The sequence below is a fragment of the Streptomyces jeddahensis genome (assembly GCF_001642995.1).
Taxonomy (GTDB): domain Bacteria; phylum Actinomycetota; class Actinomycetes; order Streptomycetales; family Streptomycetaceae; genus Streptomyces; species Streptomyces jeddahensis.
Map to the genome: position 1 here is coordinate 1 of NZ_LOHS01000077.1, position 26,237 is coordinate 26,237.

Sequence of the window (26,237 nt, forward strand, 5' to 3'; positions counted from 1 at the left end):
CGGTGGAAGCCACCGCGGCCGCCTCCCTGGCGTTAAGCCCGCCGGAAGCTCAACGTCTCCCCCAACGCTCCCGCCCTCCACAAGTCGTTGCACGCCTCCGCCATCCGGTCCAGGCCGTCCACGACCTGCCCCCACACGATCCCCGGCACCCAGCCCACATCACCGTTGAGCAGCAGGTTGTTCCGCTCGTAGAACAGGGCCAGGTCGACGACCGTCGTGCCCGCCCGGACGTCGGCCGCCGGCTCGTAGCCATACGCCTGGGTGCCCAACTCGGTGCCGGAGAAGGAGAAGTAGCAGAGGTCGCCGGGGATGGGGGTGACCGTCGGGTTCTCGAGAGGGGGTTCCTGGGCGGCGAAGGCCGGGAAGAGGGCGTAGATCTCGTTCCTGGCGTACTTCGCGTGGTAGACGTCGCCGCCGAGCGGCAGCGCGTCCCACACCGCCGCGCAGGTGAGCGGAGCCCGGTCGTCGAGCAGCTTCGCTGTGCAGTGCACTCCCCGTTTGGTGAGGGCGACTTCGATGAAGCGGTCCGTGCCATCCACGAACCGGTCCGTGCGATTCATCCCGTCCGTACGATTCGTCATGGACCCATCGTCCCCATGAGGTCAAGACCGCCCCATACGGCACGCACAAGCTCTGGGCAAAGATCACGGGCGCAAACTCGTCCGAATACTTTGTATGTTCTCGGGTAGCCGCGCGCCCATGGCTCCGACAAGACGAGACCAACAGGAACGACGAGGTGTGCCACGGGGTGAACCACGGCACGTGGGACGGCGGACCCTGCTGACGGGTGCCGCCGCGCTCGGTGCCGCGGCCGCCGTGGGAGGTGCCGCGGGCTGCAGCCGGGTGCAGGAGGGTGACGCGCTCGCGCGGCTGCGGTCGCAGGGCACCGTGCGGCTCGGTATCGCGGGAGAGATCCCGTTCGGATACATCGGCACGGACGGTGAGTTCACCGGCGAGGCACCGGAACTCGCCAAAGTGATCTTCAAGCGGCTCGGCATCGACAGCGTCCAGCCCGTGGCCACAGAGTTCGGCTCCCTCATACCGGGCCTCAACTCGCAGCAGTTCGATGTCGTGTCGGCCGGCATGTACATCAACAAGGAGCGCTGCCAGCAGGTCATCTTCTCCGACCCCGAGTACCAGATGCTCGACGCGTTCATCGTGCGCAAGGGCAACCCGAAGAACCTGCACAGCTACGAGGACGTGGTGAAGGCCAAGGCGAAGTTCGCCACCGGCACCGGATACGCCGAGATCGACTACGCCGTCTCCGCCGGTTACCCGGAGAAGGACATCGTCATCCTGCAGGACCAGGTGGCCGGGCTGAACGCCGTCGAGTCGGGCCGCGTCGACGTCTTCGCGGGCACGGCGCTCACCACCCGCGAAGTGGTCAAGAAGAGCCGGAAGGCCGAGGTGACCGCGCCTTTCGCGCCGATCGTCGACGGAAAGAAGAAGATCGACGGCGGCGGCTTCGCCTTCCGTCCCGTGGACACCGAGCTGCGCGACGCCTTCAACCGGGAGATCCACAAGATGAAGGCGAGTGGCGAACTCCTGCGGATCCTGCGGCCCTTCGGGTTCACCGAGAAGGAGATGACCACGATGACGGCGAAGGAGCTCTGCGCCGTATGACCACCGGACTGTGGGAACACTGGGTCCTTCCGGGCATCTGGATCACCATCCAGCTGACCCTCTACAGCGCGGCGCTGGCCGCCGTGGTCGCCTTCGCCGTCGGCGCCGCCCGCACGCACCGCTCGAAGGCCGTCCGCTTCCTCGCGGGTTTCTACACGGAGATCTTCCGCGGCACGTCGGCCCTGGTGCTGATGTTCTGGATGTTCTTCGTGCTGCCGCCGCTCGCGGGCTGGCAGCTGGTCCCGATGTGGGCGGCCGTCCTCGCGCTCGGCCTGTCGTACGGGGCGTACGGCGCGGAGATCGTGCGCGGCGCGCTGAACGCGGTGTCGCCGGCTCAGCGCGAGGCGGGGGTCGCGCTCAGCTTCACGCCGTGGCAGCGGATGCGGCTGATCCTGCTGCCGCAGGCCGTGCCGGAGATGATCCCGCCGTTCAGCAACCTGCTGATCGAGCTGCTCAAGGGCACCGCGCTGGTGTCCCTGCTGGGGATCGGGGACGTCTCCTTCGCCGCGTACCTGGTGCGCCTGGCCACGCAGGACAGCGCGCAGATCTACACGATCTCGCTCGTCATCTACTTCGTCCTCGCGTTCCTGCTCACGCGCGGCATGCGCGCCCTGGAGCGCAAGGCCAAGGCCGGGATCGGGCAGAAGTCCGAGCCCGTGTTCAAGGGCCTGTCGCTGCGCCGCCCGGCCGGGCGCGCGCGTGAACTCGAGCCCATGACCCGCGGCGGAGGCGCCTCGATGAACGCCGGTACCGGAGGTGCTTCATGAACTGGGACTGGTCGGCCGTCGCCGATTTCCTGCCGAAGTTCTGGGACGGCGTCCTCACGACGCTGCAGGCCCTGGTGCTCGGCTCCCTCATCTCCTTCACCCTGGGCCTGGTCTGGGCGATCGCCTTCCGCGCACCCACCCGCTTCATACGGTGGCCGGTGGGCCTGATCACGGAGTTCATCCGCAACACCCCGCTGCTGGTGCAGCTGTTCTTCCTGTACTTCGTGCTGCCGGAGTGGGGCATCCAGTTCTCGGCCCTCACCACCGGCGTCATCGCGATCGGCCTGCACTACTCGACGTACACCGCGCAGGTCTACCGCGCGGGCATCGACGCGGTGCCGGCCGGCCAGTGGGAGGCCGCGACGGCGCTCAGCCTGCCCGCGCGCCGCACCTGGTTCGCGGTGATCCTGCCGCAGGCCTTCCGCCGCGTGGTCCCGGCGCTGGGCAACTACGTGGTCGCGATGCTGAAGGACACCCCGCTGCTGATGTCCATCGGCGTGCTCGAGCTGCTGCAGCAGGCGCGTCTGGAGGGCGCGGCGACCTTCCAGTACACCGAGCCGCTGACCGTCGTCGGCATCGCCTTCATCGTCATCGCCTACCCGGCTTCCCTTCTCCTGCGATCCCTGGAGCGACGCCTTGTCCGCTGACACCAACCCCCTCGCAAAAGACCTGGCCAACCCGCCCGTGGACGGCAGCGAGCTGATCCGCTTCGACAAGGTCACCAAGCGGTTCGGCGCCACCACGGTGCTCGACGAGCTCGACTTCTCGGTCGCCTCCGGCAAGCACGTCACGCTGATCGGCCCGTCGGGCTCCGGCAAGACGACGATCCTGCGGCTGCTGATGACCCTGACCCGCCCCGACGAGGGCACGATCAAGGTGAACGGCGACTACCTCACGCACGAGGAGAAGAACGGCAGGCTGGTCCCGGCCGGCGAGAAGCACATCCGCGAGGTCCGCAAGAACATCGGGATGGTCTTCCAGCAGTTCAACCTCTTCCCGAACATGAAGGTGCTGCGCAACATCACCGAGGCGCCCGTCACCGTCCTCGGCATGTCGAAGGACGAGGCGGAGGAGCGGGCCCGCGAGCTGCTCGACATGGTCGGCCTCGCCGACCGCTGCGACGCGTACCCGACCCAGCTGTCCGGCGGGCAGCAGCAGCGCGTCGCGATCGCCCGCGCGCTCGCGATGCGCCCGCAGGTACTGCTGCTCGACGAGGTGACCTCGGCCCTCGACCCCGAGCTCGTCGCCGGAGTCCTGGACGTCCTGCGCGACATCGCCCGCTCCACGGACATCACCATGCTCTGCGTGACCCACGAGATGAACTTCGCCCGGGACATTTCGGACCAGGTGTTGATGTTCGACTCCGGCCGTGTCATCGAATCCGGGACACCCGAAAAGATCTTCGGTGATCCGGAGCAGGACAGGACGAGGGAATTTCTCAGCGCCGTCCTGTGAGGCCCGGTGATCGCCGACGGCAATCTCCGAGGCAGTGGCGCCGGAGCATGACTGTGGCATATGCCAGGGTGGCGCGTTCCTGCTGAGGGCCATGGAACGCGCCACCTAACTCGTCAACAACCGGTCCGCAAGGGCTGGTTGGCGGCTATCGTGGTACGGAGCCCAGCTGTCCGGAACAGGCCCATAGCAGGGGGAAGCCGTGGCGCTGAAGCACGAACCGACCGTGCCGCACCACTCGGTGCAGCAAACCTTGCGTCTCCTGGAGATCATCTCCCGGCGGAGCACCGGCGCGACCGCCGCCGAGCTCGCACGGGACACGGGGCTGCCCGCGGAGCGACTGGCCCCGATGCTGCGAATACTGCGCCGCGAGGGGTACATCGAGCGGCTGGCCGACGGCGCGTACATCGCGGGCAATGCCCTGACCAGGCTGAGCTCCGCCCAGGGCCGCGACCAGGCCCTGCGTGAAAAACTCCAGCACACCCTCGACAAGCTGCGCGACTCGGTCGGCGCCGCGGTCTATTTCAGCCGGTACGTCGACGGCGAGATCCGCGTCACACAGTACGCCGACAGCCCGCGCACCCCGAAGGTCAACGAGTGGGTGGACTTCCGCTCCGCCGCGCACGCCAGCGCGATCGGCAAGAGCCTACTCGGCCAGCTCGACCTGAACGGCCGCCGCGATCACCTCTCCCGCCACAAGATGGCCCGGCTCACCTCGCGGACGATCACCAACGAGCGTGTCCTGCTCAACAGGCTCGACGCCCAGCCGCCCACGGTGCCGGTGCTCGACCTGCAGGAATACGCGGTGGGCACGGTCTGCGCGGCCGTCCCGGTCACGGCTGGCGCCGCCGTCGGCTGCCTCGCCCTCTCCCTCCCGATCGAGCACGCCTACCGCCTGCGCCAGGCGGCGGACACGCTCAACCGGGAGGCGGCACCGGTGGTGCTGTCGCTGGCGATCTAGGGGGTCGGAGTCCTGCCGAGAGCCCCGGGCGTGCGGCACGCCCGGGGCTCTCGCATGTCCTGGAATTACAAGAATCACTGGGCACCACGCCTCGGTGACCCCGGGATTACAGGGCCCTGACGGGGCGGGATCGTCCCGGTGCCCGCAGGTGGTCACGAGCACCCCTCGGGACCAGGTAGTATTTTCTTCGTCAGCAGGCGCCGCTAGCTCAGTTGGTTAGAGCAGCTGACTCTTAATCAGCGGGTCCGGGGTTCGAGTCCCTGGCGGCGCACTAGCGATCAAGTCGCTGACCTGGGGCTTCTCGGTTTTCCGAGAAGCCCTTTTCGCTTTCTTGATCGCGTATGGGGCTGGATGCGGCCATTAGTTTGCACGGCTGCGCTCCCCTCGAGAATCGCGTAACCGACCGTGCCCGAAGTCGAAACGTCGAGTTCACAAGCGCGCAAGCTTCGTGGCTCCTCATAGCGGGCAACCCGCAGATCACGGGCGTACGACTTCCCGTTGATGCGGGACAAGCAAGAGGTGCACGCGATGGCCGAACTCCGTGTGCTGTCGGTCTACGAGGGCTTCTTCTCCGGAGGAGCCCGGATCGTTCACAGCGATGTCGTGATGGGGCTCCACGAGGGCGGGCAGCGGCATGCGGTGCTGAGTATCAACGGCGAGATGCACCGCGAGGCCACCACGCAGCGTATGGAGGACGATGCCTGCTACCGGTCGCTGACGGCGGCCGGAGTGCAGGTCAGCACGCTGGGGCGGGGCCTCGGCGCCGCCCCGGGGGCGTTCACCGGACCCGAGCTGGCGGCGACGGCCCGCGCCGCGGCCGGCGCCGACGTCGTCCTGTCGCTGAAGGAGCAGCCGCTCGGGCTGCTCAACCAGGCGGGCCTGCCGCGCAGACCCGTCGTGGTGTGCCTGCACCGCTCCGACCCGGAGAACCAGGGACCGGCCCTGGACGACCTCAGGCGGGCGGTCGCCGACGGCAGGATCGCGGCAGCGATCTGCTGCGCGGAATCGACCCGGGCGGCGTATGAGGCCGCAGGCGTCCCGGCCGGGCTGCTGCACGTCATACCCAACGGCGTGGACCTGCTGCGGTTCCGCCCCGACCCGGCGCGCCGGGCCCTGCTGCGGACGGCGCTCGGCATCCCGCAGGACGCGCCCGTCGTCGTCTTCGCGGCGCGCTACGCCGCCATGAAGAACGTCCCGCTGTTCCTGCGTGCGGCCCGGGCCTGGCTGGGCCGTGAGAGGGGCGGCCACGTCCTGATGTGCGGCGCCGGCATGACCGCGGCCAACCCCGGTCTGCGTACCGACATCGAGGCCGCCCTCGGTGACGAGCCGCGGCTGGCGGAGCGGATCGCCCTGCTGGGGGTGCGGCGCGACATGGAAACCCTGTACGCCGCCGCCGACGTGGTGACCCTGACCTCCTCCTCCGGCGAGGCGGCACCGCTCAGCCTCATCGAGGGCATGATGTGCGGCGCCGTACCGGTGGCCACCGACGTCGGCGACTGCGCCGCGCTCGTGGCCGGACGCGGACACCTCACCCCGCACGACCCCAACGCCATCGCCCTGGCCTGGGACGAGGCGGCGGCCCAGCGCGCCCGCTTCGCGCCGGCCCTGGCCCGCAGCCGGGAGCGGTTCAGCCGGACCAGGATGATCGCCGCCTACGCCCACCTCATCGAACAGATCCATGCCGGCGCCGACCGGGCGCCCCTGCCCGAGCCCTTCTGAGACCCCGGCGGGCGCTCCCTTCCGCAGCTGGTTCGGCAGGATTTCACAACGTACCTGGTACGTCGGTGCGATTACGTCACCTGAATGAGAGTGGCGTAGGGTGTCGACGCATTTAACTGCCCGATCACGTAAGCGTGTTGTCAGGCAGCCTGCGGTGCGTCGGTGTGTGTGTCCGTACTGGCTGATCGAGAGGACTCCGATGCCTGAACCGACCTATGCAGCGCGCCCGACCGCCGGTCACCCGGCGGCCGCGGCCCCGACACGGCCACGCAAGAGACACAGCAGGTCTCCGGCCCAGGATCCCCCGCTGGACTCCGCCACCCGATCCCGTCTCCTTCGACTCGCCCTCCTCCCCGTAGCCGCCCTCGCGGTGGTCTTCGCTGCCGTCGTCATCGTGCTGCTCCTCCAGGAGGGCACCGCCGGCGCCGCCATCTGGGGCGTGCTGGCCGCGGCCGTCGTTCTCGGCTGCAGCTGCCTGGCCGGCGCCGTGATCGCCGCCAACGCCGAGGCCCGCGCGGCGTCGCGCCGGTACGCGGCCCTGCACCAGCTGGTCGCCGGTGGCCAGGCGGAGCTCAAGGACATGGTGCGCCGTGTGGAGCGCGGTGAGCAGCTGGAGCAGCCGCCCTTCGCCCGTCACACCCCGCCTGAAGCGAGCGCACTGGACCGTCTCGCGCACGAGATCGCCGTCCTGCGGTGGAGCGCCGCCGCAGCCCTCATCGAGGTGGCCCTGCCCGCCGCGCCGCCCAAGCCGGAGGGCGAGGGCAAGGAGAAGGCCGAGGTCTTCGCCAATCTCGCCCGACGGCTGCAGTCTCTCGTCCATCGCGCGATCGGGGAGATCGACGAGCTCGAGCACGAGGTCGAGGACCCCGAGTTGCTCAAGCGCCTCTTCCAGGTCGATCACCTGCTCACCCGCAACCGGCGCTACGCGGAGAATCTCGCGGTGCTCGGCGGCGCCGTCTCCCGCCGCCAGTGGAGCAAGCCGGTGAGCCTGATGGAGGTGCTCAGGTCCTCGATCGCCGAGGTCGAGCAGTACTCCAGGGTCAAGCTCGTGCCGGAGATCGAGGGAACCCTCCACGGCCACGCCGTCGCCGACGTGATCCACCTGCTGGCCGAACTGGTCGAGAACGCCACGGTGTTCTCCAAGCCGCACACGAACGTGCTCCTGAGCTCGCAGAAGGTCACAGCCGGGCTTGCCGTGGAGGTCGAGGACCGCGGCCTCGGCATGCAGCACGAGGACCAGATGCGGTTCAACGCGCTGCTCACCAACCCGCACGACGTCGACATCAGCAAGCTCCTCGCAGACGGCCGCATCGGACTGTTCGTGGTCGCCGAACTGGCCCGTCGGCACGGCATCGCCGTACAGCTGCGTCGGAACATCTATGGCGGCGTCCAGGCCGTCGTCGTCATCCCCCACCGGCTGCTCGGTGACGAGCCTGACGAGGCGCCGCGGCAGGCGGCAGCCGACATGCCCCGCCCCGCAGCGGCAGTCCCCGTCCAGCGGACTGTCGTTCAGGCGGCGCCCGCGGCACAGCCTCTGGCCGCTCACCCGGCGGTGGCGCAGCCGCTGCCCGAGGTGCGTCACGTGACCACGTCGGCGCCCGTACCGCAGCAGCATGCGCCGGCCGCCGAGCCGGCCCGGCAGCGGGACTACGGTTCGGACTACCACGTCGAAGACCAGGAAGGGCGGCCGGAGCTGCCCAAGCGCCACGCCCAGCAGCACCTGGTGCCGCAACTCCGGGAGGAACCCGGCACTCCCACGACCGGGGAGGAGCAGGACGTGGAGCCCAGCATGCGCAACTGGACCGCTTTCACGGGGGGCTTCAATCGTGCCGAGGACGCGGGCGAGACTCCGTCGGACGGCTCTCGCTAGCCGCAGGCACCGTCACTACCAGGAGAAGAACGTCACCAATGAGCGAATTCCGTTCCACCGGCCAGGAACTCGACTGGCTCCTGCAGAACCTGCTTGCCACGGTGCCAGGCACGCGACATGCGCTGCTGCTGTCCTCTGACGGGCTGAAGAAGGCCGCCGTCGGACTCACCGACGACGACGCCGACAGCCTGGCCGCCATCGCTTCGGGGCTGTCCTCGCTCGGCAAGGGCGTCGCGGGCCGGTTCGGCGGCGGCGGCCAGGTGCGCCAGGTCGTCGTGGAGGTCGACACCGCGTTGCTGTTCGTGTCCTCGGCGGGTTCAGGCGCGGTCCTGGCGGTCCTCGCCGGGCCCGAGACCCTTCCCGACGTCCTGGGATACGAGATGGGGATGCTGGTCAAGAAGGCCCGCCCGCACCTTGCCACGCCCGCCCGCCGAGCGACGAACGTGCCCCTCGATGCGGGGTTCTGAGGACGCGGACGCGCGGGACGGGATGTGGCTGGACGATGAGGCGGGCCGCTTAGTACGGCCCTACACCGTCAGCGGCGGGCGCACCCGGCCCTCGGCGCACTTCGATCTTCTCACCCTCGTGATGGCCACGGGCAGCAGGCCCAAGATCTACCTCGGGCCCGACCACGACCAGATCCTCGACCTGTGCCATGCCAACCCCGTCTCGGTGGCCGAGCTGGCCGCCCACATCGGGCAGCCGGCCGTCATCACGAAAGTCCTGATCAGCGACCTCGCTGAGCACAAGGCGCTCATCACACGGGCGCCGCATGCCATCGAGGCGGCAATCCCAACCGACCGAGAGACCCTGGAGGCGGTGCTGCGTGGGCTTCGCAAGCGGCTCTGACCCCTTCCCCACAGCGCTGAAGATCCTGATCGCGGGTGGCTTCGGGGTGGGCAAGACCACCTTCGTCGGAGCGGTCAGCGAGATCACCCCGCTGAGCACCGAGGAGCTGCTGACCGCCGTCAGCGCGGCGACGGACAGCCTGGACGGCATCGAGGACAAGTCGACGACGACCGTGGCCATGGACTTCGGCCGCATCACCCTCGAGAACGCCGTCCTCTACCTGTTCGGCACGCCCGGCCAGGAGCGGTTCTGGTTCATGTGGGACGAGCTGTCGAACGGGGCCCTCGGCGCCGTGGTGCTCGCCGACACCCGCAGGCTCGACCAGTGCTTCGCCGCCGTCGACTACTTCGAGCGCCGCTCCATACCGTTCGTCGTGGCGGTCAACGAGTGGGACAACGCCTACCGCTACAGCCCCGACGAGGTGCGTGCCGCCCTCGATCTCAAGGCGAACGTGCCCATCGTGATGTGCGACGCCCGGATCTCCAGCTCGGGCACCCGCGTGCTCGTCGAACTCGTCCAGCACGTGCTCAGCAGCTCCGTTCCCGCGACGCCGGCGGCGGAGCCCTACCTGCGCTGATCCCATCTCAGCTCAGCCGAATGCTCAGCCGAACGCTCAGCCGAATGACCGCAGTCGAACGGAGTCCCCATGTCGACCACCCCCGAACCGTACGCCCCCTATGACCCGAGCCACCGGCTCGCCACCCCGCCGGACCCCCAGGCGGCCGCCCGCGCGGCCAGGCTGCGGGAGATCGGGATCGGTGACGCCCCGGTCCCCGAGTTCGACGATTTCGCCAAGCGGCTGGCCCATATAACGGGTGCCCCCTACGCGATGGTCAACTTCATCGACGAGCACCGCCAGTACTTCGCCGGGCTCTACTCCCAGGAGCCCGACCAGGCGGGCGTCGAGCTGCCGCAGCAGGACCAGTCCGTCGGCCGGGAGATGCCGAAGGACCACGGCTGGTGCCCGCACGTCGTCACGCGGCGCAAGGCGATGCCGCTGGGTGACGTCTGCGCCTATCCCCGGTTCGCGGGCAACCCGGTCATCGACAAGCTGGGTGTCCGCGCGTACCTGGGTACGCCCCTGATCGACACGCGGACGGGCATGACGCTGGGGACGATCTGCGTGGTGGACACGGAGACCCGGGAGTGGGGGCAGGAGGGCGTGGAGACGATCAAGGCGATGGCGGAGCAACTGGTCCGCCGGATCCACGACATCGAGGACGGCCTCTGAGGGAGGCGTGGGCGTGCCCTCCTGTGCGCAGGGCACCCGATCCCGATACGGGAGCCGCGGGCACGGCGCTGTGTCCGTGGCTCCCTGCGTTTCACAGAGTCCTGCGTTTTACAGAGCGTGGCCGGCTGCGGCCAGTTGCTCCTCTGGACGGTGCTCGGCCGGTATGGTCCGCACCAGGTCGGCCAGGCGCTCGGACCACTGCCCCTTGCCTGTGCCGAGGGCCACTTCGCCCAGCCGCAGCAGCTGGACGTCGGAGGTTCCGGCCGGGGCGTAGATGTGCTGTGCGTCGCGCAGATAGCGCTCGATCGGCCGGTTGGTGAACAGGCCCGCTGCGGCGTGGATCTCCATGGCGTCGCGGGCGGATTCGATGGCGTACTCGTGGTTGAGGAGTTTGGCGTTCATGAGCTCCGCGTCGCAGGGGAGCCCGCGGTCCAGCGAGTGCACGGCGTGGTAGGCCGCCAGTCGGGCCGTCATCAGCCGCGACTGGATCCTGCCCAGCTTGAGCTTGACGTTGCCGAGCTCGCCGAGCGGTTTGCCGTACCGCTCGCGCTCGATGCAGAAGGCGGTCGTCTCTTCGAGGATGGCCTGGTGGATGCCCAGACTGACGGCGGTGAGGTTGGGGCGCCCGTAGAGGATCGAGGAACTGTAGGCGACCTGGAGGCCCTGGCCTTCCGTGCCGAGCAGGTTGGCCGCCGGAACCCGGCAGTCGTCGAACCTCAGCTCGCCGAAGGAGAAGCCGTGGAGGCCCATGGCGGGCTGGTGCTCGGCGAGCGAGAAGCCGGGGCGGTGGGACTCGACCAGGAAGGCCGAGAGACCCTTCGACCCGGGGCCCGTGCGGACGACGACGCCGTGCAGGTCGCCGACGTGCGAGTTGCCGACGAAGACCTTGCGGCCGTTGAGGATGTAGTCGTCGCCGTCGCGGACCGCGGTGCTGCCCATGCCCAGCACATGGCCGCCCGATTCCGGCTCGGTGACGGCGATCGTCGGCAGGCACTCGCCGGCGGCGATGCGCGGCAGCCAGGTCTGCCGCTGGACGGCGTTCCCGAAGTGGATGATCTTGGCGGTGCCCAGCTGCGATGCCTGGACCATCGCCCCCATCGCTCCGCTGACGCGCGACAGCTCTTCGATGATGATGGTCTTGGCCAGGTGCCCGGCGCCCATTCCGCCGTAGGCCCTGTCTATGGTGACGCCGATCCAGCCTTGACGTGCTATCAGCCGGGACAGCTCGTGGGAGACGGTGCGCTGTGCCTCCATCTCCTCGATGCGGGGGCGCACTTCGCGTTCGGCGAAGTCACGCACACGCTGTCGTAGATCCTCGTGTCTGTGGGTGGTGAAGTAGCGTTCCACGACAACCCTTCTCCGCGCTTTTCCCGCGTCCGGTGGGACGGGGATTCCTCCGTCGGGCAGCGGTTCCCCGTCCCCCAGGCTGCCGACGGGAATATGGTCCACAAGTCGACCCATCACAGCCAAGATCGTTTTTGGACTTTGGCTGAAATCTTGCGTGTTGCATTCTGGCCGCAACTGTGCGACGCAGTAGGCGACTTGCTCACATGCTGATACGCGGCGGGGAAAAGCTGCGCGAGGGGAAGCAGAGAGGCCCCCACACGCCACTGTCCTGCCCACGAGGCAATTGCCCGGCGAGCAGGCAGCCGTGAAGGGCGAGCGGGCAGTCGTGAAGCGCTGGAAACCGGCCACCGGGGCCTGGCCTGACGGGCACAGATGTTTGACCGTGCGATTGTCGTGTTTCGGCCGCCCGGAGCACAGACGGGACCCTGGGGAGACGAGGGGCGTTCCCGTCTCCCCCGGGTCCGTCCGGGTCCGTCCGGATGCGGCCGCGGTTGCTGCCGGCCGGCGTTGCTGCAGGCCGTCGTTACGGCAGCGTCGCCGCAGGCCGCCGTTACCGCAGGCCGCTGCTGATGGCGCTCACCAGCTCGCCGTTCGCGGTGTCACCGCTGAACTCCCAGAAGAACGCGCCGCCCAGGCCCTGGTTCTTGGCCCAGGTCATCTTCCCGGCGATCGTCGACGGGGTGTCGTAGCTCCACCAGTTGCTGCCGCAGTGCGCGTAGGCCGTGCCGGCGATCGTGCCCGTGGCAGGGCAGGACGCCTTGAGGACCTTGTAGTCCTCGATGCCCTGCTCGTACGTCCCCGCCGCAGGACCGGTCGCGCTGCCGCCCGGAGCGGACTGCGTGACGCCCGTCCAGCCCCGTCCGTAGAAGCCGATGCCGATCAGCAGCTTGCTCGCGGGCACGCCCTTCGCCTTGTACTTGGCGATCGCGTCGGCCGTGGTGAAGCCGGCCTGCGGGATGCCGCTGTACGAGGTGAGCGGGGAGTGCGGGGCGGTCGGGCCGTCCGCGTCCCAGGCGCCGAAGAAGTCGTACGTCATCACGTTGTACCAGTCGACGTACTGGGCCGCGCCCGCGTAGTCGGCGGCGTCGATCTTGCCGCCGGACGAGGCGTCCGCGGTGACGGCCGACGTGACCAGGTTGCCCGTGCCGAACTTGGCGCGCAGAGCCTGCATCAGGTTCTTGTACGCCGCGGCCCCGCTGGTGTCGCAGGACAGGCCACAGGCGTTCGGGTACTCCCAGTCGATGTCGATGCCGTCGAACACGTCGGCCCAGCGCGGGTCCTCGACCAGGCTGTAGCAGGACGCGGCGAACGCGGCCGGGTTCTTCGCCGCCTCGGCGAAGCCGCCGGACCAGGTCCAGCCGCCGAACGACCACAGCACCTTGATGTGCGGGTACTTGGCCTTCAGCTGGCGCAGCTGGTTGAAGTTGCCGCGCAGCGGCTGGTCCCAGGTGTCGGCCACGCCGCTCACCGACTGCTCGGCGGTGAACGCCTTGTCGTAGTCGGCGTACGCGTCGCCGATCGCGCACTTGCCGCCCGTGACGTTGCCGAACGCGTAGTTGATGTGTGTGATCTTCGAGGCGGAACCGGACGTGACGATGTTCTTGACGTTGTAGTTCCGGCCGTAGATGCCCCACTCGGTGAAGTACCCGAGATTGATCTCGCCGCTCGGTGTCGGCGTCGGGTCCGTGGTGCCGCCGGTGGTGTGCACCTTGACCGAGCCGCTCGCGGGACCGGTCTGGTCGGCGCTGTCGCGGGCCTGCACCGAGTACGAGTAGTCGGTGCCCGCGGTCAGCCCGCTGTCGGAGTACGAGGTGCCCGTCACCGTCGCGACCTTGGCGCCGTCGCGCAGGACGTCGTAGTTCTTGATGCCTTTGTCGTCGGTGGCCGCGGTCCAGCTGAGCTTGACCGAGGTGTTCGTGATGTCGGATGCGGTGGGGGTGCCGGGCGCGGAGGGCGGGTTGTCCCCGGGGACGACGCTGCCGCCGTCGCAGGAGGCGCCGTTGAGTGTGCAGCCGCTCGGCGAGCCGGAACCGGCGCCGTTGAAGCCGAAGGAGACGGAGGCTCCGGGAGCGAGCGAGCCGTTGTAGGACTTGTTCTTGGCGGTCCAGTGGGTGCCGGAATTGGTGACGTCGGCGTCCCAGGAGGAGGTGACCGAGGTGCCGGAGGGGAAGTCCCACTCGACGGTCCAGGAGCTGATGCTCGTGGTGCCGGTGTTCTTGATCGTCCACTTGCCTTCGAAGCCGGTGCCCCAGTCCTGGGTCTTGGCGTACGTGGCCGTGGCGGATGTCGCGGCCTCGGCGGGGGTCGCCAGACCGACCAGGGCTGCGAACGGGAGCAGCAGGGTGGTCAGCCCTGCCACGGCTCTGTCTTTGAAGCGCATCCTGCGCCTCCTCGGGGTGAGGTCCGGTCGTACATGGGGGTTGAACCAGGCCTGCGCCGCCCGTGAGCACGCGTGCACGAGGAACATGCGCGCCCGGGATCGAGCGCATGTTCATGACATGCTCACCGCAGTGCCGCGAGAATAGAAAGGTCTGGACCAGGGGTCAAGAGGTCTGGACCAGTAGCAGTCCAGAGGCCGCGGACCCCGAACTCACCGCGAAGACCGGCTGATTGGGTGAAAACCGGCTCTTTGGGTCGAGTGCTCAGCGGGCACCCGGGAGTTTCAAGCAGGCATCCCGAAGAGTTTCAGCTGGTGCCGCTGCCGGCCGGAGCGGCCGCCGCCGGCTCCGCCGCGGACCTGGGGCCCTGGCCTTCGGACGCCGGATCCGGGCGGCGCATCAGCGCCAGTACGATCACGCCGCCCAGCAGGCCGGCGAACGCGGCGAGCAGCAGGGCGTCCTGCAGACCCGCGGCGAAGGCCGCGTGCACGTCGTGGGCGACGGAGGCACGCTCCTGCGGTGCGGCGCCGGCGATCACGCTCTGCGCCCGCCCGCCGCTCACCGCGCCGGCCGCACGGTCCGGATCCGGCAGGGCGTTCCCGTCCCGCAGCACCCGCAGCAGACCGGCCTGGAAGACCGCGCCGAGCAGGGCGATGCCGAGGGCGTTGCCCAGCTGCCGGCCCGTGTTGAGGGCTCCGCCCGCCATGCCGGCGCGCTGCCACTCCACCTGGGCCATCGCTGCGGACGCCATCACCGGGGTGGCGAGGCCGACGCCGATCCCCGTGACGGTGAGGCCCGGCAGCAGCGTGATCCATGTCGAGTCGGCGCCCAGGAGCGACTGCAGCAGCGCGCCCACGCCGACGAGCAGCAGCCCGCCGCCGATGGTGAGCCGTGGCGAAACCCCGTGCAGGAAACGCCCGGTGAGCGCGGAGGCGGCGAACGCGGCCACGCTCATCGGCACCAGGGCGAGACCGGCGGCCACGGGTCCCATGCCGCGTACGGACTGCAGCCACAGCGACAGGTACGCGAGGCAGGAGTACGCGGCGAGGGCGAGGAGCACTCCGCCGATCATGATCGCGGTGAAGGACCGGTTGCGGAACAGCGAGAGGTCGAGCATCGGATCGGCTGTGCGCAGCTCGATCAGTACGAAGACGACGGCGGCCACGGCGCTCACCGCGAGCGGCCCGAGCGTCGCCCCGTCGAGCCAGCCGTGCTCGCCGGCCCGGATCAGCCCGTACGTCAGCGCTCCGGCGGCCAGCGTGAAGGTGGCCAGGCCCGGTAGGTCGATGCGGGCGGCCCGCGGATCGCGGGACTCCTGGACGGCGCGCACGGTGACCAGCACCGCGACGACGGTGAGCGGCAGGTTGACGTAGAAGATCCAGCGCCAGCTGAGGTGCTCGGTCAGCAGTCCGCCGAGCACAGGTCCCGCCGCGGCGGCGGCTCCGCTGACCGCGCCCCACACGCCGAAGGCGACACCCCGGTCGCGGCCCTGGTACGCGCAGCTGAGCAGGGCCATGGTGGTGGCGAACATGGCGGCCCCGCCGATGCCCTGGACGGCGCGGAACGCGATGAGCGCGCCCGGTCCCGTGGCCAGCGCGCAGGCCAGCGAGGCGGCGGCGAACAGCACGAGTCCGCCCACGTACACCGCCCGCCGGCCGACGCGGTCGGCGAGCGAGCCCGCCCCGAGGAGCAGGGCGGCCAGGGCGAGGGCGTAGCCGTCCATCACCCACTGCAGGTCGGCGAAGGTGGTGTCCAGTCCGGCGGCCATGTCGGGCAGGGCGACGGTCACGATCGTGATGTCGACGAGCAGCATGAACGCGCCCAAGCACACCGCGATCAGCGGCAGCCACTTGCGCATCGGAAACCTCCGCGGTCCTCGCTCCGGCACCGTCCGGCCGGATGCGCGGGGTACCACGGCATCCGATGACGGCTCCCTCCCAATGAAGCCCGTGGGTCGCCGGATTTGCGTGCGGCAGGGCGTGGCACGGCGGAAAAAGGATGAAAACAGGTCTCTTCGAGTGATACGCCGCCCCTCATGGGCCGCACCCCTCCCGGCCTCCGCACCGAGGCCGGGAGGGGTGCGGTCTCCGCATTGCCGGAGCTGTCAGAACCGCACGTCCGAGCAGGCGTAGAACGCGTTCGCCGTGTCGGCGATCGTCCACACCGCGAGGATGACGTGGTGACCGGTCTTGCCCGAGGGCAGCGTGCCCGTGTGCGACAGCGTGGCGGGCGGCTGACCGCTGTAGGGCACGGTCAGGAACGGCGTGGTCTCGAGGGCCGCCCGGGTCAGCGGCTGACTGTCGTTCCAGCCGTTCTTGGTGATGAAGTACTTGAAGTCGGTCGTGGAGTGCCGCGCCGTGAACTGCCAGCGGAAGGTGTAGCTCTGCCCGCCCGTGACCTGGGTCGTCGGCCAGGCACCGCCCGAGGGCGTCTTCGGGCTGTCCAGCGCCGCGAAGTTGGTGTGGCCCGCCGAGCAGATCCGCCCGTCCGCGGGACCGGCGGCCGGGAAGCCCTTGGGCCCCTCGACGCTCTGCGGTTCGTACTGGATGGCGCCGCAGCCGGTCACGGTGCCGTTGGCGCAGAGTTTCTGCCGGCTTATGGGGAGGTCGGTGTAGCCGTGGCTGCTGGCGCCGCCGGTCGAGAGCACGAGGGCGCCTGTCGTGGTGAGGCCCAGTAAGGCCGCGTATGTCTTCTTGCGTCGCATGCTGTCGCTCCTGGAGAACGTGGGGGTGTTCCGTGAGCACGTGCGCACCGCGGTGGATCCGGGCACGGCCGAACGGCGCCGTCCGCCCGGGTCGGGGCAGTGGGCGGCACCCGGACATGACGGGACGTCAGGCCGGGGTAGACCACTGGCATTTCAGGTCTAGACCAAGGCCAGATTATGGGTGGCGCTTGAACATGTCCATACCAATCGCGAGGGAGGGTCGGCGAGGCCCCGCCGCCGTCGTTCGGCGAGGCACTGCCGGTCACGCCCCGTCGCCCGCCCGCCCCGTGTAGAACGCCACCGTCAGGTCCTTCACCAGGGCCTTGCGCTCGTAGTCGTCCAGTTCGACGAGGCCGCGGGTGGTCAGCCGGGTCACGGTGTCCTCGACCGAGTCGACGACCGAGGTGAGCACCGTGTCGCGGTGCTGTGCGTCGAGCGCCGCGATCCGGCGGCGCTGCATCACGGCCGCCACCTCCGGGGCGTACTCGATCCTGACCGGCTGCACCGAGAACACCTCGATGCCGACCGGTTCGGCGTCCGCCGCGACCTGCCGGGTCAGCGCGTCGGCCACGGCCTCCGTGTCGCGCAGCGTGGACACGTTCGCGAGGAGGGCCCCGGCGCCGGTGCCGGAGAACGGGGCGTCGGCCGGGCGCTGGGACGCCACCCGGGCCAGCGCCGCCTCGACGCACTCGCGCAGATACTCCTGGTGGTCGTCCACACCGAGCACGGCGCGCGCCGTGTCCTTCACCCGCCACACGACGAGCACGACGACGCGCAGCGCGACCCCGCCCGCGTCGACCGCGGGCATCGGCTCGCTGCGCCAGTGCCGCAGCCGTACGTCGACGCGGCGGCGCAGGAGCAGCGGGTTGACCCAGAGCAGGCCGGTACGCCGGACGGTCCCGCGGTAGCGGCCGAAGAGCGTCAGCGCCCACGCCCGGCCGACCTGACCCCGCGTCAGCCCGCCGAAGCCGAACATCGCGAGCGCACCGGATCCGGCGAGCACCGCCCACTGCGCCGCTCCGAGCCCCGACCCCGCGTATCCCGGCAGCCCCACCGCCCGCGCCACCAGATCGGGCAGCACGCCCGACCAGCACAGCGACGCCAGGCCGCCCGCCGCGCCCACGACCCCGGCGAGCACGCCGGCGGAACCGGGCAACGCCCGCCCGGGCCACTCGGCGAACTCCGGGTCGTCCGCGGACGCCGGACGCACCCCCGCCTGCCTCTGAACCCGTCCGGTGGCGCGCGCCGCGGCCCGGCGGACGGCACGCGGCTGCGGCTCCGCCGACGCGCCTCCCCTCTGCGACCCGCCGGCACGCACGCCGGCCTGCTGCGGACCGCCCGGCCGCGGAGCTGCGCGGCTCACGACGGCGGATCCCAGCGGCACGCCGACTCCGCCCGCCCCCATGCCCGCTCCCGCTCCGACGCCCGCGGCCACCCCCGCGTCGTCACGGAACAGCAGGTGAACGGGGATCTCGGTGGTGGCCTCGTTCTGGATAAGCCGCGGCGGCCGGGCCCCGGGCTCCTTAGTCCCCTCCGGCAGGGGGGACCCCGATGTGGTCGTACTCATCCGTGCCTCCGTCATGAGAAGAGCCGCCGCCAGGTCTCGGGTCCCGGGTAGCCGTCGGCGGCACCGCCGCGCCAGCCCTGGGCCCGCTGGAACGCCTCGACGTTGCGCCGGTCGCTTTCGCTCCAGCGGGGCCCCGGCCCTGTCGTGTAGTACTTGCCGAACCCCTTCTTCACCAGCTGCCGGCCCAGCGCGGTGACGTACTGGTTGGACTGCCCCGGCCGGAAGTACGCCTTGCCGGGGAACGGGGGCACCGTCTTCCCTGCCCCCGTGCCGCTGCCGCCCGTACCCGCACCCGTACCGCTTCCGCCCTTGCCCGGCGTCCCGCCCGAGACGGCCGCCCTCGGGATGTCCCGGCCCTTGCCGTTGACCAGGTAGTCCCAGGTCTTCGGCCCCGGGATCCCGTCGGCGCCGCTCCCCCTCCACCCCTGCGCCAGCTGGAACGCCTGGGTCGCCCGGCGGTCCGCCTCGGTCCAGCGCGGCCCGGGACCGGAGGTGTAGAAGCGCCCGCCGCCGCGTGCGACCAGCATCTGCCCCAGCTTCGTTACGTATTTGTTGTTCGCGCCCGGACCGAAGTACGCGGCCCCCGGATAGGGGGTCGCCGCGGGCCCGCCGGACCCGCCGCCCGTCCCCGTCCTGAGGCCCTTGTAGCGGTACGGCACATAGCCCGCCGAATGGCTCCAATAGGCGTACGGCGTGGCCTTTTTCCGGGTATTCGGGCGGACCTGTTCGTACGCGACGTAATACTTGTGCGTGTAGTCCGTCCAGCCGCCGAAAACGGTGACGTGTGATCCGTGCACCGGGTCGGCGGGGTTGTGGAAGAGAAGGATGTCGCCGGGCTGGAGCTGCTCCTTGCTGATACGCACCCCGTATACGCCGAGGCTGCCCGTCCATTCGTTGGTGCCCAGATTCCAGACCATCGAGACGAAGCCCGAGCAGTCCTGCCGGTAACCGTCCGCCCAGAACTTCTCCATGCTGTACGGCACCTTCGCGGCGACCCACTGCTTGGCCCTGTTGATGATCTCCGTCCGGGTCGTGGCCGCCGGGACCCGGCTTCCCATGGGGCGGCTCCCGCCGTACAGCGGCGCCCTGCCGCCCTGCGGGGTGCCGGGCTCGTCGGCCGCCGGGACGCCGGGCAGCCTCTCCGGGGGCAGGTCGGCTGGGACGGCCGCGACCGGCTGACCGGAGCCGAGCATGGTGCCCGCCGCGGCCGCGAGCACCAGGGCGCGGCGTGCCCCGTGAGCCGCGGGGTGCCCGCCGAGCCGCACCGGCAGGGAATGCGGCGCGACACGCCGCCAATGAACGCAGCCCGGGCAGTCGCAGCCGCTCGCGGGATCGAATTCCTCGAATACCGGAGCGACCATGAGATTTCCCTCACACCCCTGAAAGAAATGTCCACGCATCTGCACGATCGTCAGTTTCTCAACTGTGTGGAGATACCGCATGTTGACGGTCCGAATGATGGAGCGGGCCCCCTTCGGATAGGCCGACCGTGCCCTTCCTGGCTTTCCTCCGGCACGGCGTGGTCGGGAGCACGCTCCGGACTCGGGTAGAGTTCTCCGGGTCAGCAGGCGCCGCTAGCTCAGTTGGTTAGAGCAGCTGACTCTTAATCAGCGGGTCCGGGGTTCGAGTCCCTGGCGGCGCACAGACAAGCAAGGCCCCTCGCAGAAGCGAGGGGCCTTCGCGCTGCCTGGCCGCTTGTGGGCAGTCGTTCCGTTGTTCCGTTGTGGGCAGTCGTTCCGCAGGGCTGGGGGCACCTCCCAGCGGTAGCTGGGGGAGGGTGGGCACAACACCACGACGGCGGGTACCTCTGCCCACAACCTGGGCAAACGTTCCTGCAGCGCCCCCCGGCCCAGAGGGGCGCCCGCGCCGGAGTCAGCACGGGGCGCCCGATACGACCAGAAGTGCTCTTGCGATCATGATGAACGGCGTAGAACCCTTGCTGCGAGCTATTGGCTCCTATGAGACAGCAGGTACAGGCCAGTTGGAGGCCCGTACCGGTTGCCGGGGAGGGCGGGGAAGGGGCCCCGTTCACGAACGGATGCCGAGGGGGGCATCATGCAACCGGAAGGTCGCTGTTCCATGTCTCAGGTGACGGTGGCCTGCCACTGACGCGTCCGGGAAGGTCGAGGGGGACCGGAGCGGGCGTTCGGAACAACGAACACGCGGTGACTCGCGTGTGGGGGGATGACTCATGACGTCGACGCCAACGGGCGCCCGGCAGCAGTTCGACCCGTCCCAGACCACCCAGCTCAGGGTGATGTCGCAGCGGACGGGCGGCTTTCTCCGGCTCAAGAAAAGCCTTCCGAGATACGACTACGAGCACTACAGCAGGCTCGCCGGTCCCCTTACTCAACCCGATCCGACCAAGCCGTACAAGGTGCGGTACCGATCTTTGCTCTCGCAGGAGCCGCACCGCATCCGCGCGGCCCTGATGCTGGGCGCGGCTCCGCTGCTCTCCCTGGTCCTGCTCGCCTGGCTGCTGCAGCCCCAGCACTGGACCGAACGGGACTATCCGGCGTACGACTTCCTGCCGGCTCTCGACGTCGTCATGCTCGTCGCGATCGGCCTGATCGAGTTCTTCCGCGTCATGAACGTCGTGTCGAACGCGCACGCGACGCTCGTCGCCCGCGATCCGATCCCCGTGGTGCCCGAGACCGGCACCCGCGTCGCCTTCCTCACCTCGTTCGTGCCCGGCAAGGAGCCGCTCGAGATGGTGACGAAGACGCTGGAGGCCGCGGTCAAGCTGCGCCACCGCGGGCTGCTGCACATCTGGCTCCTCGACGAGGGCGACGACCCGGAGGTCAAGGCGGTCTGCGAGCGCCTGGGCGTGCACCACTTCTCCCGCAAGGGCATAGCCAAGTGGAACCAGGCCAAGGGCCCGCACCGCGCCAAGACCAAGCACGGCAACTACAACGCCTGGCTCGACGCCCACGGCGACGACTACGACTACTTCGCCTCGGTCGACACCGACCACGTCCCGCTGCCGAACTACCTGGAGCGGATGCTCGGCTTCTTCCGCGACCCGGACGTCGGCTTCGTCATCGGCCCGCAGGTGTACGGCAACTACGACAACTTCGTCACCAAGGCCGCCGAGTCGCAGCAGTTCCTCTTCCACGCGCTGATCCAGCGCGCCGGCAACCGCTACGGCGCGCCGATGTTCGTGGGCACCTCGAACGCCGTGCGGATCAAGGCGATCAAGCAGATCGGCGGTCTGTACGACTCGATCACCGAGGACATGGCGACCGGCTTCGAGATCCACCGCGCCAAGAACCCGGCGACGGGCCGGAAGTGGCGCTCGGTCTACACCCCGGACGTACTCGCCGTCGGTGAGGGCCCCAGCGCCTGGACGGACTTCTTCACCCAGCAGATGCGCTGGTCGCGAGGGACGTACGAGACGATCCTCAAGCAGTACTGGAAGGGCTGGTTCTCGCTGCCGCCGACCAAGCTCTTCAACTACACGATGATGATCATCTTCTACCCGATGTCGGCCCTCAACTGGATCCTGGCGGCGCTGAGTTGTGCGCTGTTCCTGGGTCTGGGTGCCTCAGGCGTGAACATCGACCCGACGATCTGGCTGATGCTCTACGGCAACGCCTCCGCCCTGCAGATCGGTCTCTACGTCTGGAACCGCCGCCACAACGTCTCGCCGCACGAGCCGGAGGGCTCCGGCGGTGTGGCCGGCATGGTCATGTCCGCGCTGTCGGCGCCGCTGTACGCGAAGGCGCTGATCGACTCCGTACTGCGCCGCAAGAGCAAGTTCGTGGTCACCCCCAAGGGCGACTCGGCGAGTCCGGACCGCTGGTTCGGGACCTTCCGGTACCACTGGTACTTCATCCTGATCTTCGGCGCCTCGATCGGGGCCGGCTTCTACTTCGGCCACTCCCACCCCGCGATGATCATCTGGGCGTCGTTCGCGATGCTGATCACCGCTACGCCGATCTTCGCCTGGCGCTGGATGCTGCGCGCGGAGAAGAAGAAGCGGACCACGGCGCAGGAGCCGGGAGCAGTGGAGCCCGCCGAGGCCCCGGCACCGGGCGCCGCGGCCCCGGCCGCCCCGCATGCTCCGCACGGCCCCCACGCGCCGCAGCACAAGCCGAGCTGGGCCGCCGCCGACCGGGCGTCCGGCTCCGACCGCCAGGCGACCGGCCCCGACCAGCCGGCCGCCCCGGATCAGACCATGCAGATCGCCCTTGGGGGACGTAAGAAGTGAAGGACCACTCCAGCCGCCGCCGCGCCCGCCGCATTGCGATAGGCACGGCGGTGGTTCTCGCGCTGGCCGGCATGAACGGACCGGCCCTCTACCGGTTCGGTTCGGAGCAGTACCACCAGTACAAGATCAACAGACCTGAGTACAAGGCCGAGAACGGCCACTGGGACATCGTCGAGTTCCCGAAGCAGTACCGGCAGAACACGATTCACGCGGCGCTGCTGCACACCGGCAAGGTCCTTCTGGTCGCCGGGTCGGGAAACAACCAGAAGAACTTCGACGCGAAGAAGTTCGACACCCGGCTCTGGGACCCGGTGAAGAACACCATCAAGAAGATCCCCACTCCCAATGACCTTTTCTGCACCGGTCACACCCAGCTCGCCAACGGCAATCTGCTGATCGCGGGCGGCACCAAGCGGTACGAGAAACTGAGGGGCGACGTCACCAAGGCCGGCGGCCTGATGATCGTCCACAACGAGAACCCCGACAAGCCGATCACGCTGCCGGCGGGCACCAGGTTCACCGGCAAGGAGAACGGCAAGACGTTCGTCTCCAAGGACCCGATCCTCGTCCCGCGCGCCAAGAAGGTCTTCGACAAGAAGACCGGCAAGTTCCTGCGCAACGACCCGGGCCTGGGCCGTATCTATGTCGAGGCACAGAAGAGCGGCGAAAAATACGAGACGGGCACCCAGGACAACTACCGAGTGCAGGGCCTGACCGGCGCCGATGCACGGAACACCTACGGCATCGCACAGAAACTCGCCCTGGACAAGAAGGACTTCCAGGGGATCAAGGACGCCTACGAATTCGACCCGGTCGCCGAGAAGTACATCAAGGTCGACCCGATGAACGAGGCGCGCTGGTATCCGACGCTCACCACGATGAGCGACGGAAGGATCCTCAGCCTCTCCGGCCTGGACGAGATCGGCCAGCTGGTCCCCGGCAAGAACGAGGTCTTCGACCCCAAGACCAAGAAGTGGACGTACACCAAGGACGTCCGGCAGTTCCCGACGTATCCGGCGATCTCGCTGATGCAGGACGGCCGGATGTTCTACTCGGGGGCGAACGCGGGCTACGGCCCGGACGACGTCGGCCGTGACCCGGGCATCTGGGACCTGAAGACGAACAAGTTCACCAAGGTCCCCGGCATGAGCGACAAGAAGCTGCTGGAGACCGCAGGCACGGTGCTGCTGCCGCCCGCGCAGGACGAGAAGTACATGGTGATCGGCGGCGGCGGGGTCGGCGAGTCCAAGAAGTCCAGCAAGAAGACGCGCATCATCGACCTGCTGGCCGACGACCCGAAGTTCGTGGACGGTCCCGAGCTGGAGAAGGGCACCCGCTACCCGCAGTCCTCGATCCTGCCCGACGACACCGTGCTGGTGTCGGGCGGTTCCGAGGACTACCGCGGGCGTGGCGACTCCAACATCCTCGAGGCGCGGATCTACGACGGGAAGTCCAACAGCCTCAGGCGGGTCGCCGATCCGCTGGTCGGCCGCAACTATCACTCCGGCTCGCTTCTGCTGCCCGACGGTCGCGTGATGTTCTTCGGCTCGGACTCGCTCTACGCCGACAAGGCCAACACCAAGCCGGGCACGTTCGAGCAGCGCATCGAGATCTACACGCCGCCGTATCTGTACCGGGACTCGCGGCCGTCGCTGAGTGGCGGTCAGGAGACCATCGCGCGCGGTGAGTCGGCGACCTTCGCGTCCAAGCACGCGTCGTCCATCAAGACGGCACGGCTGATCCGGCCGAGCGCCTCCACACACGTCACCGATGTCGACCAGCGCTCCATCGCGCTGGATCTGAAGAAGACGGCGGACGGGGTGACGGTGACGATTCCGAAGAACCGGAATCTGGTTCAGTCCGGGTGGTACATGCTGTTTGTGACGGATGACCAGGGGACGCCGAGCAAGGCGGTGTGGGTCCGGGTGCCGTAGCGCTCCGCGCCGTTCGTGTTCGGGTGCGGGTCCGTTGTGGCTGGTCGCGCAGTTCCCCGCGCCCCTTTTGGGGCGCGGGGATCGCTGCTATTCGGAGGCCTTGGCCAGATCCAACGCGTACTCCGGCCACCACTCGCCCGCCTTCGGGCCGCCCTTGCATGTGCCGTCGGACTCGCCTGGGCGCTTGACCCACAGATACGCGTCGACGAGGTCGTCGCCGGTCTTGGTCGTGGGTGCCTCGCCGAGCGCGCGGCCCGGCGGGTTGCACCAGCGCTCGTCCGCCGCGCCCTCCGTGTACGGGCCCTTGCCGTTGCGGCTGGTGTCGATCACGAACGGCTTGTTGCCGACCTTCGCGGACAGCTCCTTGCCGTACGCGATGCTGTCCTGGGTCGTGTAGAAGTTGGAGACGTTCACCGAGAAGCCGTCGGCCTGCTCGACGCCCGCCCACTTCAGCGGCTCGAAGATCTGGTCCGGCTTGCCCCAGCCCGCGTTGCCCGCGTCCAGGTACACCTTGGTGTTCTTCAGCGACTTCAGCTTCGCGATGGCGCCCTTGAGGAGGTCGTACCGCTCCTCGTGGAACTCGCCGGGCGTGCAGCCGTCGACCAGGTGCAGCACCGCGTCCGGCTCCAGGATCACCGTGGCGCCCCGGTCGCCGATGCCTCTGGCGACCCCGTCGATCCAGGCACGGTACGCGTTGCCGTCGGCGGCACCGCCGCCGGAGTAGTTGCCGCAGTCGCGGTGCGGGATGTTGTAGAGGACGAGGATCGCGTCCCGGTCGGCCTTCTCGGCGGCCTCGGTGAAACCGCGCGCCTCCTGCTCCGGGCTCTCCGTGCCGATCCACTGGCCCGTGGGCTGCTCGGCTATCTTCCGGATCTGCTCGGCCTCTTCGTCCTTGCCCTCCTTCTCGTACGCCGCCACCTGCTTCGCGGCATTGCCCTCCGGATTGACCCAGAACGGGTCCTCGTCCTTCGGCTGCTGCTGGACCGGCGTCTTCGCCGCGCCCTTCTTCGGCTCTTCGCCACCGGAGGAGAAGCACCCCGCCAGCAGCAGTGCCGCCCCCGCCACGGCCGCCGACGCCCTCACCCCCCTGGGAACCCCGGCCCCGAGCCACGATCCGCGGGCTTCCGGAGAGCTCCCCGAACTCCCCCGGAAAATGCCTGCATTGCGGTACATCCACTCCCCCTTGGGTGCACAGTCTGGCTCTCAATCGTGACATAGGTGCCCCACGGCCCACGAGATCGCTCCGGCATCGTCGGAGAGCTGTTACGGGGCCGCGGTGTGCCGATATCGGACCTCGGCCGCGCCGGTCGCCGGTCGCCTGTGTACGGAGAGAGACGGTTAAGCGACTTGGCGTCAAATCGTCTCTGTCCCAGCCCGCGGTTCGTTCTAGAGTCGGCTCAGGTCTGGACCGGTCGCGATCATCGGTGCCCGGGACCGTGATCACCCGGTGTCCGGGGCGGTGATCACCGGGTGCCCGGGACCGTGATCACCCGGTGTCCGGGGCGCTGATCATCGGGTGTCCGGGACCGGCCATTGAACCTCCCGCGCCGGCGCCGGGTTTCTCCCGCGGCCCGAGCGCGCGCGGTCGAGGACCAGCCCGGTCGGCGGCTCCATGGGGGAGCGGG

21 protein-coding genes and 2 tRNA genes are annotated in these 26,237 nt (G+C 69.3%); 15 read left to right on the forward strand and 8 right to left on the reverse strand.

Annotated elements, in window-relative coordinates; translation table 11 throughout:
* Window positions 1–32: 32 nt before the first annotated feature.
* Complete coding sequence (locus STSP_RS15920) at window positions 33–581, reverse strand: DUF3830 family protein (RefSeq protein ID WP_232789658.1); 549 nt, start codon at window positions 579–581, stop codon at window positions 33–35.
* Between the two features lie 118 nt (window positions 582–699).
* On the opposite strand from STSP_RS15920, the gene ehuB reads away from it, so the two are divergent.
* The 12 genes from ehuB (at window position 700) to STSP_RS15980 (ending at window position 10,472) form a co-directional block, all read left to right on the forward strand.
* Window positions 700–1,623: an ectoine/hydroxyectoine ABC transporter substrate-binding protein EhuB gene (gene ehuB / locus STSP_RS15925; protein ID WP_078067220.1), complete on the forward strand. Its 924-nt coding sequence runs from the start codon at window positions 700–702 to the stop codon at window positions 1,621–1,623.
* Window positions 1,620–2,390, forward strand: coding sequence for an ectoine/hydroxyectoine ABC transporter permease subunit EhuC (ehuC, locus tag STSP_RS15930; RefSeq protein ID WP_067277866.1), 771 nt, complete (start codon window positions 1,620–1,622; stop codon window positions 2,388–2,390). Before ehuB ends, ehuC begins: the two co-directional genes overlap by 4 nt.
* Window positions 2,387–3,037 carry an ectoine/hydroxyectoine ABC transporter permease subunit EhuD gene (gene ehuD, locus STSP_RS15935; protein ID WP_067277869.1) on the forward strand — a complete coding sequence of 217 codons (651 nt, stop codon included), beginning with the start codon at window positions 2,387–2,389 and terminating at the stop codon, window positions 3,035–3,037. Before ehuC ends, ehuD begins: the two co-directional genes overlap by 4 nt.
* Complete coding sequence (ehuA, locus tag STSP_RS15940; RefSeq protein WP_067277872.1) at window positions 3,027–3,845, forward strand: ectoine/hydroxyectoine ABC transporter ATP-binding protein EhuA; 819 nt, start codon at window positions 3,027–3,029, stop codon at window positions 3,843–3,845. The genes ehuD and ehuA overlap by 11 nt, the downstream gene beginning before the upstream one ends.
* Window positions 3,846–4,044: 199 nt before the next feature.
* On the forward strand, window positions 4,045–4,803 hold the full coding sequence (locus STSP_RS15945; protein ID WP_067277874.1) for an IclR family transcriptional regulator: 759 nt from the start codon (window positions 4,045–4,047) through the stop codon (window positions 4,801–4,803).
* A 197-nt stretch (window positions 4,804–5,000) separates the two neighbouring features.
* Window positions 5,001–5,074, forward strand: a tRNA-Lys gene (locus STSP_RS15950).
* A gap of 272 nt (window positions 5,075–5,346) precedes the next feature.
* A complete protein-coding gene (locus tag STSP_RS15955) occupies window positions 5,347–6,522 on the forward strand; it encodes a glycosyltransferase (RefSeq protein ID WP_078067227.1) in 1,176 nt (391 codons plus the stop codon).
* Window positions 6,523–6,892: 370 nt separating this feature from the next.
* Window positions 6,893–8,392: a sensor histidine kinase gene (locus STSP_RS15960; RefSeq protein WP_107441309.1), complete on the forward strand. Its 1,500-nt coding sequence runs from the start codon at window positions 6,893–6,895 to the stop codon at window positions 8,390–8,392.
* A gap of 38 nt (window positions 8,393–8,430) precedes the next feature.
* Window positions 8,431–8,859 carry a roadblock/LC7 domain-containing protein gene (locus tag STSP_RS15965; RefSeq protein ID WP_067277879.1) on the forward strand — a complete coding sequence of 143 codons (429 nt, stop codon included), beginning with the start codon at window positions 8,431–8,433 and terminating at the stop codon, window positions 8,857–8,859.
* A complete protein-coding gene (locus STSP_RS15970; protein ID WP_067277882.1) occupies window positions 8,846–9,241 on the forward strand; it encodes a DUF742 domain-containing protein in 396 nt (131 codons plus the stop codon). Before STSP_RS15965 ends, STSP_RS15970 begins: the two co-directional genes overlap by 14 nt.
* The gene (locus tag STSP_RS15975) at window positions 9,219–9,818 is read left to right on the forward strand and encodes a GTP-binding protein (protein WP_067277884.1); all 600 of its coding nucleotides are present in this window, start codon (window positions 9,219–9,221) and stop codon (window positions 9,816–9,818) included. Before STSP_RS15970 ends, STSP_RS15975 begins: the two co-directional genes overlap by 23 nt.
* A gap of 69 nt (window positions 9,819–9,887) precedes the next feature.
* Window positions 9,888–10,472, forward strand: a complete 585-nt coding sequence (locus STSP_RS15980) for a GAF domain-containing protein (protein WP_067277887.1) — start codon at window positions 9,888–9,890, stop codon at window positions 10,470–10,472.
* A 108-nt stretch (window positions 10,473–10,580) separates the two neighbouring features.
* Here STSP_RS15980 and STSP_RS15985 read toward each other — a convergent pair whose 3' ends face one another.
* The 6 genes from STSP_RS15985 to STSP_RS16010 form a co-directional block, all read right to left on the reverse strand.
* Window positions 10,581–11,819 carry an acyl-CoA dehydrogenase family protein gene (locus STSP_RS15985; RefSeq protein ID WP_067277890.1) on the reverse strand — a complete coding sequence of 413 codons (1,239 nt, stop codon included), beginning with the start codon at window positions 11,817–11,819 and terminating at the stop codon, window positions 10,581–10,583.
* 550 nt (window positions 11,820–12,369) lie between these two features.
* Window positions 12,370–14,199: a glycoside hydrolase family 18 chitinase gene (locus STSP_RS15990; protein ID WP_067277892.1), complete on the reverse strand. Its 1,830-nt coding sequence runs from the start codon at window positions 14,197–14,199 to the stop codon at window positions 12,370–12,372.
* A 305-nt stretch (window positions 14,200–14,504) separates the two neighbouring features.
* Window positions 14,505–16,055, reverse strand: a complete 1,551-nt coding sequence (locus tag STSP_RS15995; RefSeq protein WP_067277894.1) for an MFS transporter — start codon at window positions 16,053–16,055, stop codon at window positions 14,505–14,507.
* 246 nt (window positions 16,056–16,301) lie between these two features.
* Window positions 16,302–16,901: a lytic polysaccharide monooxygenase auxiliary activity family 9 protein gene (locus tag STSP_RS16000; protein WP_067277911.1), complete on the reverse strand. Its 600-nt coding sequence runs from the start codon at window positions 16,899–16,901 to the stop codon at window positions 16,302–16,304.
* Between the two features lie 262 nt (window positions 16,902–17,163).
* The gene (locus tag STSP_RS16005; protein WP_067277913.1) at window positions 17,164–18,468 is read right to left on the reverse strand and encodes an SPFH domain-containing protein; all 1,305 of its coding nucleotides are present in this window, start codon (window positions 18,466–18,468) and stop codon (window positions 17,164–17,166) included.
* A gap of 11 nt (window positions 18,469–18,479) precedes the next feature.
* A complete protein-coding gene (locus STSP_RS16010; protein ID WP_067277916.1) occupies window positions 18,480–19,829 on the reverse strand; it encodes a peptidoglycan-binding protein in 1,350 nt (449 codons plus the stop codon).
* Window positions 19,830–20,036: 207 nt separating this feature from the next.
* On the opposite strand from STSP_RS16010, the gene STSP_RS16015 reads away from it, so the two are divergent.
* The 3 genes from STSP_RS16015 to glxA all read left to right on the forward strand — a co-directional run bounded on the left by STSP_RS16015 (window position 20,037) and on the right by glxA (window position 24,612).
* A tRNA-Lys gene (locus tag STSP_RS16015) sits at window positions 20,037–20,110 on the forward strand.
* Window positions 20,111–20,659: 549 nt separating this feature from the next.
* Window positions 20,660–22,678: a glycosyltransferase family 2 protein gene (locus STSP_RS16020; RefSeq protein WP_067277918.1), complete on the forward strand. Its 2,019-nt coding sequence runs from the start codon at window positions 20,660–20,662 to the stop codon at window positions 22,676–22,678.
* Complete coding sequence (gene glxA, locus STSP_RS16025; protein ID WP_067277920.1) at window positions 22,675–24,612, forward strand: radical copper oxidase GlxA; 1,938 nt, start codon at window positions 22,675–22,677, stop codon at window positions 24,610–24,612. Before STSP_RS16020 ends, glxA begins: the two co-directional genes overlap by 4 nt.
* A gap of 87 nt (window positions 24,613–24,699) precedes the next feature.
* On the opposite strand, the gene STSP_RS16030 is transcribed toward glxA, so the two are convergent.
* Window positions 24,700–25,677, reverse strand: a complete 978-nt coding sequence (locus STSP_RS16030) for a glycoside hydrolase family 6 protein (protein WP_067277923.1) — start codon at window positions 25,675–25,677, stop codon at window positions 24,700–24,702.
* Between the last annotated feature and the right edge of the window lie 560 nt (window positions 25,678–26,237).